The 11,803-nt window shown below is 59.6% G+C and carries 11 protein-coding genes; 7 read left to right on the forward strand and 4 right to left on the reverse strand.

Translation table 11 applies throughout. The features are described from left to right. The 3 genes from HX783_RS27420 to HX783_RS30380 form a co-directional block, all read left to right on the forward strand. Positions 1 to 1,360: RHS repeat-associated core domain-containing protein (locus HX783_RS27420; RefSeq protein ID WP_177018961.1), on the forward strand; the 1,360-nt coding region annotated here is incomplete at its 5' end. Then, on the forward strand, positions 1,357 to 1,671 hold the full coding sequence (locus HX783_RS27425) for a contact-dependent growth inhibition system immunity protein (RefSeq protein ID WP_177018962.1): 315 nt from the start codon (positions 1,357 to 1,359) through the stop codon (positions 1,669 to 1,671). The genes HX783_RS27420 and HX783_RS27425, both read left to right, overlap by 4 nt. Positions 1,672 to 2,117: 446 nt before the next feature. Next, positions 2,118 to 2,504: a hypothetical protein gene (locus HX783_RS30380; RefSeq protein WP_371317716.1), complete on the forward strand. Its 387-nt coding sequence runs from the start codon at positions 2,118 to 2,120 to the stop codon at positions 2,502 to 2,504. A gap of 257 nt (positions 2,505 to 2,761) precedes the next feature. Here the strand turns inward: HX783_RS30380 and HX783_RS27430 are convergent, their stop codons facing one another. The 4 genes from HX783_RS27430 to HX783_RS27445 all read right to left on the reverse strand — a co-directional run bounded on the left by HX783_RS27430 (position 2,762) and on the right by HX783_RS27445 (position 6,642). Beyond that, a complete protein-coding gene (locus HX783_RS27430; protein ID WP_177018963.1) occupies positions 2,762 to 3,991 on the reverse strand; it encodes a M20/M25/M40 family metallo-hydrolase in 1,230 nt (409 codons plus the stop codon). 49 nt (positions 3,992 to 4,040) lie between these two features. Beyond that, positions 4,041 to 5,099: a diguanylate cyclase gene (locus tag HX783_RS27435; protein ID WP_159955489.1), complete on the reverse strand. Its 1,059-nt coding sequence runs from the start codon at positions 5,097 to 5,099 to the stop codon at positions 4,041 to 4,043. A gap of 80 nt (positions 5,100 to 5,179) precedes the next feature. Then, positions 5,180 to 5,812: a LysE family translocator gene (locus HX783_RS27440; protein WP_177018964.1), complete on the reverse strand. Its 633-nt coding sequence runs from the start codon at positions 5,810 to 5,812 to the stop codon at positions 5,180 to 5,182. Next, positions 5,809 to 6,642 (reverse strand): sugar phosphate isomerase/epimerase, encoded by an 834-nt coding sequence (locus HX783_RS27445; protein WP_177018965.1) that lies wholly within the window; start codon positions 6,640 to 6,642, stop codon positions 5,809 to 5,811. Before HX783_RS27445 ends, HX783_RS27440 begins: the two co-directional genes overlap by 4 nt. Before the next feature lie 123 nt (positions 6,643 to 6,765). Here HX783_RS27445 and HX783_RS27450 point away from each other — a divergent pair, with 123 nt between their 5' ends. The 4 genes from HX783_RS27450 (at position 6,766) to HX783_RS27465 (ending at position 11,605) form a co-directional block, all read left to right on the forward strand. Beyond that, positions 6,766 to 8,160 carry a PLP-dependent aminotransferase family protein gene (locus tag HX783_RS27450; protein ID WP_177018966.1) on the forward strand — a complete coding sequence of 465 codons (1,395 nt, stop codon included), beginning with the start codon at positions 6,766 to 6,768 and terminating at the stop codon, positions 8,158 to 8,160. A gap of 144 nt (positions 8,161 to 8,304) precedes the next feature. Continuing rightward, positions 8,305 to 9,045 carry a response regulator gene (locus tag HX783_RS27455; RefSeq protein WP_159955481.1) on the forward strand — a complete coding sequence of 247 codons (741 nt, stop codon included), beginning with the start codon at positions 8,305 to 8,307 and terminating at the stop codon, positions 9,043 to 9,045. Further along, on the forward strand, positions 9,042 to 10,346 hold the full coding sequence (locus HX783_RS27460; RefSeq protein WP_177018967.1) for an ATP-binding protein: 1,305 nt from the start codon (positions 9,042 to 9,044) through the stop codon (positions 10,344 to 10,346). Before HX783_RS27455 ends, HX783_RS27460 begins: the two co-directional genes overlap by 4 nt. Before the next feature lie 176 nt (positions 10,347 to 10,522). Next, positions 10,523 to 11,605: an LLM class flavin-dependent oxidoreductase gene (locus HX783_RS27465; RefSeq protein WP_177018968.1), complete on the forward strand. Its 1,083-nt coding sequence runs from the start codon at positions 10,523 to 10,525 to the stop codon at positions 11,603 to 11,605. The last annotated feature ends 198 nt before the right edge of the window (positions 11,606 to 11,803 follow it).

An 11,803-nucleotide genomic window follows, 5' to 3' on the forward strand; every position in this document is an offset into this window, starting at 1 on the left:
CAGCCACTACCACTACGACGACCAAAACCGCCTCCACGCCCACGCGGTGACCCAAGAAGAACACAAGCTCTACCGCCGCGACTACGACTACGACAAAACCGGCAACCTCACCCGCCTGCTCGACACCCGCAAAGGCGAACACCACTACCACTACGACCCCCTCGCCCGCCTGACTCGGGCCGATCACTCGCAAGATCAGCAAGAGCGTTTCGGCCACGACCCGGCTGGAAACCTGCTGATGCAGGATCGACCCGGCCCGGACATCGTGGCGGGGAATCGGTTGGTGATCCAAGGCGATCATCATTATGACTATGACGCGTTCGGCAATCTGATCCGCCAAAGGCGCGGCAAGGGTCATCAACTCGTCACCGAGTATCGCTACGACTGCCAGCATCGGTTGATCGGCGTTACTCAACCTAACGGGCAAACCGCCAGCTACCGCTATGACCCATTTGGTCGGCGGATCAGCAAAACCGTTGATGGGATAACCACTGAGTTTTTCTGGCAAGGCGACAAGCTGGTTGCGGAGCATCACGCCGATCGTCATCGCAGCTACATCTACGAGCCGGACAGCTTTCGGCCCTTAGTACTGTTGGAAGGTTTTGGCCCTCAAGACACCCAGCCCTTCCACTACCAACTCGACCACCTCGGCACACCGCAGGAACTCACCGCGCCCGACGGCGAAATCGTCTGGTCCGCGCATTACCGCGCCTACGGCCAAATCAGCCGCCTCGACATAAACAAGATCGACAATCCGCTACGTTTCCAAGGCCAATACTTCGACGCGGAAAGCGGGCTGCACTACAACCGCCATCGCTACTACAATCCAGATATTGGTCGCTATCTGACACCCGACCCGGTGAAGCTGGCGGGTGGGATCAATGCGTACCAGTACGTGCCTAACCCGACAGGTTGGGTAGATCCCTTGGGGCTGAGTTGTAAGAACACGAATTGTCCTGAAGGTCCGTATAGCAAAATAGTTCCAGGAGGAGGTTTAGCCGCGCATGAACGAGCAGGAGGGCATCTGATGCAAAAGCATATCGGTAGAACTGATAGGCAATTGCTGGATCGATTGCAGCAGGAACCAAACATCCCGGCAGCTTCTACTTTTCATGATCGCGCAACAGCGGAATTTGCAGTATCAAATGTATTAGATGAAAACCGAACCCAGATAGATAACTTCCTTACAGGGCAAAACAATCAAATCGTCATTATTCAACGGCTTGAGGAGCCTATAGGCACTAGCTTTATAAGGAACAATGCAACAGCCGTTCCGGGAACAGAAATTTACCTTATAATCCGCAGAGATGAAAACATGCATAACGGCTACCGAATTCATACAGGATTTCCAAACCCATGAACAAAGACTATCCCGAACTGCAGCAATTCCTTGCTGGGTATTTTAATCAAGACTGGATGGCTGACCACCAGAGCGCGAGCGAGGTAATTGAATTTTTTATTTCTGATATCTCTGCGGACACACTATTCAAAGTGCAATCAGAACTAAACAGACTGATAACAACTCAAAAGACCAAGCAAGAACTTCAGGACTATTTATTCACCGAGATTGGATGCTATTACTATTACCTTAACGAATGGGAGGATGCCCGAACGTGGTTGAGGCACGTTGCTTCATCATTGGAAATTAGCAAAGGCTCAAATAAGAAGTAAAGAAGAAAACCTTGTGAAATAATCAGGTATTGGCGGCTGGAGAAACCCTGTGGCGAGCTAGCTCGCGTTGGTGCGCGGAGCAGCCAAATTATGAACAACGCGATTAAACAGCTAAATTGGCGACACCAGTTGTGGGGCTGCTGCGCAACCCAACGCAGGGCAAGCCTGCTCGCCACAATAGGACTGCTCACCATGGAATTAGGTTAACCCTTATAAAGTGGGCCCCACAAACCCATGGGGATGCATACCTTGAGCAATAGCACCGGATATCTCGTTGAATACGACGCAAGAGATGGGTATTAAACCTCGCATTCGCCTCCATTGAAGGCGACTTTTACTCTTAAAATCCATCACCGCGTCTGAACTCATAAAAAATCAAAACCTTTACAACAGGACCCGACAGATTGACTCAATCAAAAACAATAAAGACTCACCCTATAGAAAATTTGATCACTGAGTATCTAACGCAAGTCAAAAAAGCAACAGATTTACTTGAGATCTCATTCGGAGCCAAAAATATTTTGGGTTTATGGCGCTCCAAAAAAATTCCCCAGCGAGGTCCAGTCACCGCGAGCGTAACGTACGAACTACACGGAATTGGTTGTCGCGTCTACCTACCCGAAATGTGTATCGACTTTGATTATGGCCCTGACGGAAGAGTCGACGGCTTCGACGCATGGCGCCTGTACATGTACGCATGTGAGTTGCCGCGCAGATACAAAAAATACACCAATAAAGAATTCTTGGAACACGAATTCAACGCGTACCTAAAAACGGGCAAAGCCAAGAAAATCGAAGATTCCGCGTCTAATTTATACTTCATACAGCCTTGAATAACGTTGAGAGACCACCTCTAAACAGACCATTCGATCTTTACCCGTGGCGAGCGAGCTTGCTCGCGCTGGGCTGCGCAGCAGCCCCAATAAACCCGACGCGGTTCTGAAGCCAGATCCGCGTCGTCAGTTTTGGGGCTGCTACGCAACCCAACGCAGGGCAAGCCTGCTCGCCACAACAAGCCTGCTCGCCACAAGTAGCTTGCTTGCCACAGAGCCAGGCTCACACTTAGAGAATGGCCAGCCCTGCGAACAAATCACCGTTTCGAAAGCTCCACAATCATCCGGCTAAGCAGGTAGATCCGCGGCGCGACACTCTCCACCTCCGCATACTCCTCCGGGGTATGGATATTCCCCCCCACAATCCCAAACCCGTCCAACGTCGGCGTACCCACCCCGGCCGACAAGCTTGCATCCGCCGCCCCGCCGCTGCCTTCGATGGTCAACTTACGCCCCAACTCCCCGTAAATGCCTTGGGCAATTGCGACCAACTTGTCCGACTCCGGCGTTTGCGGCATTGGCGGTAAGCCGCGCAGCAAACTGGTCTTCACTTCGGTGTCCGGGATCAATTTGTTGGCTGATACACGGGCCAGGTCTTTCTCGATCCGGTCAAACTCTTCCGGCAACGCCGCGCGTACGTCGGCCTTGGCAGTGGCTTGGTCGGGGATGACGTTGGTGCGGTCACCGGCCTTGATGACCGTGAAGTTGATGGTGGTTTTCTTCTCTTCGTCGCCGAGTTTGCCCAGTTGCAGGATCTGGTGTGCGGCTTCCATGGCGGCGTTGCGCCCCAGTTCCGGGGCGACGCCGGCGTGGGCGGCTTTGCCTTTGACTTCGACCACGGCGGTGGCGCTGCCTTTGCGCCATACCACCAGGCCGTCGGCTGGGCGGCCGGGTTCGAGGTTAAGGGTGACGTCGTGGCCTTTGGCGGTGGTGCGGATCAGCTCGGAGGCGGCTTCGGAGCCGGTTTCTTCGCTGGCGTCGAGCAGGAAGGTGATTTGCGCATAGTCCTTGAAGCCCTGGTTTTTCAGGACTTTCAGCGCGTAGATGCCGGCAACGATGCCGCCTTTGTCATCCATCACGCCGGGGCCATAGGCGCGGCCGTCCTTGATATGGAACGGGCGCTCGGCGGCCGAGCCTTCCTTGAACACCGTGTCCATGTGCGCCATCAGCAGGATCTTGGCCTTGCCGGTGCCCTTGAGGGTGGCGATCACATGGCTGTTATTGGCGGCTTTGTCCGGCACCAGTTCGATGCTGAAACCCAGCTGCTTCAATTCATCCACGGCGATGTCGCGCACTTGGGTCAGGCCCGGCTCGTAGCCGGAGCCCGAATCGATGCTCACCAGGCGTTCAAGCAGTTTCAGGGCCTCGGCCTTGTACTGTTCGGAATCGGCCTGGATCTGTTTGTGCGGCTCGGCGCTGTAGGCCGGCACGGCGAAGGACAAGGCCAGGGTCGCGGCCAGGAGGGTACGGGAGAAGGTGAAGAGCATGGACCGATCCTTGTGTTTTTGTTGGGAGGGGCTGCGACACCCTACCCCACTAAACCGACCGCAACCAACTCCCTTGCACCGAACTCACGCGGTTACGCCCACTGCTTTTTGCCTCATACAATGCCTGGTCGGCGTCGTTGAGCCAGCTGGTGGAATCGGCATGCGCGGGTTGAAAAGGCGCCAGGCCGATGCTCAAGCTGGCGCGCAGCGTCGGGTCCTGGGCATAGGCCAGCGCGTTGAAACGATCGCGCAAGGCGTCCATCACTTCGGTGGCGCGGTGCAGCGGCATGCCCGGCAGGATCACGCAGAACTCATCGCCGCCGTAACGGCCTGCAAGGTCGGTAACGCGCAGGTTCTGGCGCAGTATTTTGCTCAGTTGGCGCAGCACGATATCGCCGGTGACGTGGCCGTAAGTGTCGTTGATGGTCTTGAAATGGTCGATGTCGATCAGCGCAATGGCGGCGCCGACCTGCTCGCGGCGGCAGCGTTGGAATTCGATTTCCAGATGATCCTTCCAGGCGCCGTGATTGAGCAGGCCGGACAGGCTGTCGGTGCGGCTCAGGGCAAGCAGTTCGCGCTTGTGTCGAGCCAGGGTCACGGCCTGGCGATAGCAGATCCAGCCCAGGGCCAGCGGATACACCATCAAGATCGGCAGGCAGGCGTACAGCTGGGTTTCAGTGGTCACGGCAATAAACGCCGGGGTGAACACCAGCAACGAGGCGCCGATGCCCAATGCCTGTGCCACCCAGCCCGCCAACATAAAACGCGGCCCGCCGATGGCCACATTGTTCATGGTCATCATCGACAGCGTGGTCACGCTGGGCAGCGGATTGAAGTGCATGGCGCCGACCCAGAATCCGCCGCAAAAGGAATCGAACAGCAGGTTGCGGCGTTCGCTGCGCAGTGAGTTGCTGGCGCGGCGTGACCATTGATAGGCGATGTGCGGCCAGACAAAGGCATTGATCAACATCCAGGCCCACACCCACAGTGGCGGGTGCAAGGGGTACATACCAAACACCACGCACACAAAGCCGAGCGACAATCCCAAGGCGCGCGACTTATACAACCGTGAAGCGAGCGGAAGTCCATTTCCTCCGGCGGCTGACATGGTCTGGTGTGATCCTGGATGAATGCCTGGAGTCTATCAGGGCAACGTCAAATCGCCACTACCGCTTATAGGCTAATACTTCAGTGGGAAAATCCTCGCGCCAACATCAACGCCACACCCAGTAGCAACACCGCCGTGACCCGTTGCAACATCACCCGGCGCTTGGGGTTTTCCAGTACATGCTTGATGCGCTGGCCGAAATAGCAGTACAGGCAACCGCTGGCAAATTGCAGCGTCAGAAAGGTCAGCCCGAGGATGGCGATATCCACCGTTGAAGTGTGCTCCCCGGCCCCGGCAAACTGCGGGAATACGGCGCTGAACATGATGATGGTCTTGGGGTTGGAAAACCCGGTCAACAGGCCTTTGCCGAACAGGCTGCGCGCACCCTCCACGGCGCCGACCCTGTCGATTGATACGCCGCTGCTGGTCCACTGCCTGTAAGCCAGGTAAAGAATGTAGGCCACACCCACGAGCTGGAGGGTCTGGGTGATAGCGAGGTTGCCCTTGATCAATTCCGAAAAGCCCACGGCAAAGATCAGGATCGAAATCAGGTACGACACGCTGGCGCCGATCTGCGCCGGGATCGAACTGCGCAAGCCGTCTTTCAAGCCCAGGCCCAACAACAGCAGGGTCATCGGGCCGGGGCTGAAGGTCATGGTGGCGCAAAACAGTAGAAAGTAGAGAAACGAAGAGAGCGTTAACGCGCTGGTCATGGGCCGACACCTGGGTTGGAAGAAACCACAGCGAAGGTACGCGCCAACCCGGCCAAGGCGGCCTCCACGGTCTGGCTGCACGTTTCGAACGCCACCAGGCCTTTCCACTGGGTGTCGACGATAGCCCGCACCACGTCGGCGAAGTCGCTGGCGTCTTGCACACCCGGGTTGTTGCTGAAGGAAATGCCCTTGATCAACGCGTGATACGTGCGCAGTACATGCGCGGCCAAGCCGTTGTCGACGGCGGCATGGCCGGCGTCGAGGAAGCAGTACACATTGCTGTGCGCCTGCAGGTGTTCGAACACCGAGGCAAATTGCGCCTCGTCGGTAAATATCCGGTAGTTGACGTAGTTGGACCGGCTTTCCAGGTAGATATCCGTGCCTTGAGCCTCGGCATACTGCGCCAGCGCCCGCACCGATTTGAGGTACTGCGCCAGGGCAATCGCCTTGGCCTCCTGCACCCGTTGCGGCCCGACGATGCAGCCGCCGTGGATGATCAGCGGCGCGCCCAAACGGCTGGCAATATCGATCTCTTTTTCCACGTACTCCACCGCCGCCGCGCGGAACGCCCCGACATCGCTGCTCAGCGGCGCCTTGAAGTTGCTGTGAAAGATCGGCTGAACGCCGCTTGCCGCAATCTTCGCCTGCAGGCTAGCGATACGCGCATCGGTCCAGTCCTCGGCCCTTTCGCCCAACAGGCTGCCGTCGATGTACCAGTGGGTAAAGCCACCGTCGATGGCGCTTTGCAGGCCTTTTTCAGCCGCCAGGTATTTCTGCTGCGCCATTGCGATGCAGAACGGCGCGCCGGGGTTGAGCAATTGCCTTGGCATGGAGTTATTCCTGTCGTCGATGGCCCGCAGTCTAGAGCCACCGCCTTGCGCAAGGCAGGTAAAGTAATGCCTAATCCCGCCTTACTTCACCGGTAAAATAACCGGCAAATACCAGGAAGGTTTATGTTCGTATCCGCCATCGCCTTTGTCCAAGGCACGCCCAAGGTCCAGCAGATTGTCGAGGCGTTCAGCCAGGCCATCGAGAGCGGTGAATGGGCGCCCGGCAGCAAGTTGCCTTCGGTGCGCGAGCTGACCCTGACCTTGGGCGTCAGCAAGTTCACCCTCAACGAAGCGCTGGACCGCCTGCGCGGGCGCAGCTTGCTGACCTCCAGCCAGGGCCGCGGTTACTTTGTGGCGATGGACAGCACCCGCCCCGCGTCTGTGAACTGGGTCGACCTGCTGCCCCAGGACCTGCTCAGCGTGCTGCGCCGCCCCTTGGTGACGGCCAGCGGCGAGTTGCGCCCCGGCAGCGGCCACTTGCCGGAGGACTGGCTGAACAACGAAGCCATTCGCCAAGCCATGCGCAGCGTGGTCCGCGCGCCGTCGCTGCGCCTTGCCGGGCTGGGTACGCCGGCCGGGCTATTGCCGTTGCGCCAGGCCTTGCAACAGAAGCTGCACGCCGATGGGCTGTCGGTGCCGGTGGAGCAAATCATCACCACGCCCAACACCGTGCAAGGCCTGGACATGCTTATGCGCCTGCTCGCACGCCCCGGCGACACGGTGCTGCTGGATGCGCCGTGCTACTTCAACTTCCACGCCAACCTGGCGCTGCACGGGGTCAAGGTGGTGACCCTCGAGCGTCGCCCCGACGGCTTTGACTTCGCCGCCCTCGAACAGCTGCTGGCCGAGCACCGCCCCAGCCTCTACCTGACCACCAGCGTGCTGCACAACCCCACCGGCCATTCCTTCAGCCCCAGCCAGGCGTTTCGCCTGCTGCAACTGACCCGGCAATACCACTGCCATATCATCGAGGACGACCTCTACGGCGACCTGCACCCCAACCCGCCGCCACGCCTGGCCGCCCTCGCCGGCCTGGACCAGGTCACTTACCTGTCGGGGTTCTCCAAAATCCTCAGCGCCAACACCCGCGTCAGCTACGTGGTGGCCGCGCCGCAACTGGCGGCTAACCTGACCAACATGAAGTTGATGAGCGGCGGCGTAACCTCGGAGCTGTTCGAGCAGCTCGTCTATCGCATGCTCAGCGAAGGCAGCTACGCCAAGCACCGCAAACGCGTGGTGCAGCGGCTGATGGAGGCCGGCGGGCGTGTCGAGCAATGGTTGAAACGCTGCGGTTGTGAGTTGCCGATGGCGTATGAAGGCGGGATGTTTATCTGGGCGCACCTGCCACCGGGCGTGAATGGCGAGCGGCTGGCCCAGGAGGCGTTAAAACGCAGCCTGGTATTGGCGCCGGGCGCGCTGTTCGGCTACGAGCCGGCGCACCTCAACTTGATGCGGTTCAATGTGGCCCACAGTGATGAGCCACGGGTGCAACGGGCGTTCGAGGCCTTGCTGGGCTGAGCGATCTCGCGCGCTGGCCTGTCAGCTTTTTTGCTTCGCTGTGTATCTCATTATCGCCAGATACACTGCAATACAAAGGGCACAAGGCAAAGCCTGCGGCGATGGCTAGACTGCGGCCCATAAGCATTTAACGAGGAACGCAGCATGGATCATGTCGACCACATCCTGATCGTCGATGACGACCGCGAGATCCGCGAGCTGGTGGGCAATTACCTGAAGAAAAACGGCATGCGCACCACCGTGGTCGCCGACGGCCGCCAGATGCGCAGCTTCCTCGACACCACGCCGGTTGACCTGATCGTGCTGGATATCATGATGCCCGGCGACGACGGTCTGCAGCTGTGCCGCGAGCTGCGAGTGGGCAAGCACAAAGCCACGCCGGTGCTGATGCTCACCGCGCGCAACGATGAAACCGACCGCATCATCGGCCTGGAAATGGGCGCCGACGATTACCTGGTCAAACCCTTCGCCGCCCGCGAACTGCTGGCGCGCATCAACGCCGTGCTGCGTCGCACGCGCATGCTGCCGCCGAATCTGGTGGTGAGTGAAACCGGGCGGCTGATCCGTTTTGGCCGCTGGCGCCTGGACACCACCGCCCGCCATCTGCTCGACGAAGACGACACGCTGGTCGCCCTGAGCGGCGCCGAATACCGCCTGCTGCGGGTGTTCCTCGACCACCCGCAACGCGTGCTCAACCGCGACCAATTGCTCAACCTGACACAGGGCCGTGACGCGGACCTGTTCGACCGCTCCATCGACCTGCTGGTCAGTCGCTTGCGCCAACGCCTGCTGGATGACGCCCGCGAACCGGCCTATATCAAGACCGTGCGCAGCGAGGGTTATGTGTTCTCCCTCGCTGTGGAAATCCTCGGGGCCGAGCAATGAAGTGGCGCGTGGGCTGGCCACGCACGCTGGCATCGCAGTTGTCGCTGATCTTTCTGATCAGCCTGGTGTGCGCCCATGGGCTGTCGTTCTGCGCGCAGTTTTACGAGCGTTATATCAGCGCGCGCACCGCGATGCTCGGCAACCTGGAGAACGATGTATCCACCTCGGTGGCAATCCTCGACCGCCTGCCCGCCAACGAGCGCGCCAGTTGGCTGCCGCGTATCGACCGCCAGAACTATCACTATTTGCTGAGTGCCGGTGAGACCGGCGAGCCGATGAACAGTGATGACGTGCCAATGGCCGCCACCTCGATTGCGGACGCGCTGGGCGAGCAGTACGCGCTGACGTTTCGCGACATTCCCGGCCTGCAGAAACACTTCCAGGCGCACCTGACCCTGGCCGACGGCAGCCCGATCACCATCGACGTGCGCCCCGCCGCCCTGCCTGTGGCGTATTGGTTGCCGGTGGTACTGATCCTGCAATTGGCGCTGTTGCTCGGCTGCACCTGGCTGGCGGTGCGCCTGGCGATCCGCCCGTTGACGCGGCTCGCGCGAGCGGTGGAAACCCTCGACCCCAACGCCCCCCCCACGCCGCTGGACGAACACGGCCCGACCGAAGTCGCGCATGCGGCGGCGGCGTTCAATCAAATGCAACAGCGCATCGCCGAATACCTCAAGGAGCGCATGCAGATCCTCGCGGCGATTTCCCACGACCTGCAAACGCCGATTACGCGCATGAAGCTGCGCGCCGAGTTCATGGAAGACTGCGCCGAGCGCGACAAACTCTGGAGCGACCTGGGTGAAATGGAACACCTGGTGCGCGAAGGCGTGGCCTATGCGCGCAGCGTGCACGGCGCCACCGAAGCCAGTCATCGCATCAACCTCGATGCCTTTCTCGACAGCCTGGTGTTTGACTACCAGGACATGCACAAGCAGGTCAGCCTCAGCGGCAAAAGCTCGGTGGTGCTCGACACCCGCCCCCACGCGTTGCGCCGGGTGCTGGTGAACCTGGTCGACAATGCGCTGAAGTTCGCCGGCAGCGCGCAGCTGGAAGTCGGCTCGACCGCAGCCGGGCAGCTGTCGATCAAGGTGCTCGACCGTGGGCCGGGAATTGCCGAGGACGAACTGGTGCAGGTCCTGCAGCCGTTTTATCGGGTGGAAAGCTCACGCAATCGCGGCACCGGTGGCACCGGCCTGGGCTTGGCGATTGCGCAGCAGTTGGCGGTGGCCATCGGTGGTTCACTGACCTTGAGCAACCGCGCGGGTGGCGGGCTGTGCGCGGAGATTCGGCTGAGTTTCTAGCGGCTTCGCTTAATGCACCTTATTTATAAAACCCTATTTAAATAATTCTGCATTTTAATACTTAGGTTAGAACCAACAGGCCTTTTACAGACCCGGCCACTGCCCTTACTTTTGACGCGAGTGACCGACCCCACGCCCGGAGGAGGTGTTGATCCCGTACTGAACAAGGACAGACCATGAGCATTGAATTTATCGGCTATATCGGCGGCCACCACGCATCCGAGATCCACCCGCGCAGCGGCCCGACCCTGCAACCGGACTACGTCGAAACCGTGGCCCGCGCCCACGAAGAGGCCGGCTTCGACCGCGCCCTGGTGGCTTTCCACTCCAACAGCCCGGACAGCACGCTGATCGCCGCGCATGCCGCCAGCGTGACTAAAAAACTGCAGTTCCTGATCGCCCACCGCCCAGGCTTTGCCCAGCCCACGCTGGCTGCACGCCAGTTCAACACCCTGGACGTGTTCAACGGCGGGCGCACGGCCGTGCACATCATCACCGGCGGCGACGACCGCGAACTGCGCGCCGATGGCAGCCATATCGGCAAGGACGAACGCTATGCGCGCACCGACGAGTACCTCAGCGTGGTGCGCCAGGAATGGACCAGCGAAAAACCCTTCGACTTCAAGGGCACGTACTACCAGGTAGAAGGCGCGCACTCGACGGTGAAGTCGCCGCAACAGCCGCATATTCCGTTGTACTTTGGCGGTTCATCAGCGGCGGCGATTGCGGTAGCGGGCAAGCATGCCGACGTGTATGCGCTGTGGGGCGAAACCTACGAGCAAGTGCGCGAAATAGTGACCCAGGTGCGTGCGGAGGCGGCCAAGCATGGGCGTACGATTCGCTTCAGTTTGTCGCTGCGGCCGATCCTGGCCGAGACCGAAGAACTGGCCTGGGCGCGTGCCGAGACGATCTTGCAGCAGGCCACGGCGCTGGCTGAGAAGAATGGGTTTGTGCGGCGTGAACCACCGAACGAGGGCTCGCGCCGGTTGTTGGCGGCGGCGGCACAGGGCTCGCGGTTGGATAAGCGGTTGTGGACGGGGATTGCGGGGTTGCTCGGTGCGCAAGGCAATTCCACCTCGTTGGTGGGCACTGCTGAGCAAGTCGCCGAGGCGTTGCTGGATTACTACGATTTGGGGATTACCACTTTTCTGATTCGTGGGTTTGATCCGCTGAATGATGCGATTGATTATGGCAAGCGGTTGATTCCGCTGACGCGGCAGTTGGTGGCGGAGCGTGAGCAGGCGAAACAGGTGGCTTGAGTGCGCCACGCAGCCCATGGGTACATATCCGTTTTTGTGGTTGTGGCTGATATGGGTTCCGCCCTTACGGCGGGTCACTTTTGGAAAAGAGCCCCAAAAGTAACCAAAAGGGCTCTTGCCCCACCACTCGGCACCTCGCTCACGCTCGGTGTGCCCTCACTCCGGCTTGAATCCGTGGGCCGCCGCAATGGGCCATCC

The organism is Pseudomonas sp. D2002 (assembly GCF_013385735.1).
Lineage (GTDB): Bacteria > Pseudomonadota > Gammaproteobacteria > Pseudomonadales > Pseudomonadaceae > Aquipseudomonas.

Excerpts from the sequence above, each read along its gene's own strand:
- HX783_RS27425 (WP_177018962.1), top strand. The coding sequence starts at position 1,357 with ATGAACAAAGACTATCCCGAACTGCAGCAATTCCTTGCTGGGTATTTT.
- HX783_RS27440 (WP_177018964.1), bottom strand. The coding sequence starts at position 5,812 with ATGACCAGCGCGTTAACGCTCTCTTCGTTTCTCTACTTTCTACTGTTT.
- HX783_RS27445 (WP_177018965.1), bottom strand. The coding sequence starts at position 6,642 with ATGCCAAGGCAATTGCTCAACCCCGGCGCGCCGTTCTGCATCGCAATG.
- HX783_RS27450 (WP_177018966.1), top strand. The coding sequence starts at position 6,766 with ATGTTCGTATCCGCCATCGCCTTTGTCCAAGGCACGCCCAAGGTCCAG.
- HX783_RS27460 (WP_177018967.1), top strand. The coding sequence starts at position 9,042 with ATGAAGTGGCGCGTGGGCTGGCCACGCACGCTGGCATCGCAGTTGTCG.
- HX783_RS27465 (WP_177018968.1), top strand. The coding sequence starts at position 10,523 with ATGAGCATTGAATTTATCGGCTATATCGGCGGCCACCACGCATCCGAG.
- HX783_RS27455 (WP_159955481.1), top strand. The coding sequence starts at position 8,305 with ATGGATCATGTCGACCACATCCTGATCGTCGATGACGACCGCGAGATC.
- HX783_RS27435 (WP_159955489.1), bottom strand. The coding sequence starts at position 5,099 with ATGTCAGCCGCCGGAGGAAATGGACTTCCGCTCGCTTCACGGTTGTAT.
- HX783_RS27430 (WP_177018963.1), bottom strand. The coding sequence starts at position 3,991 with ATGCTCTTCACCTTCTCCCGTACCCTCCTGGCCGCGACCCTGGCCTTG.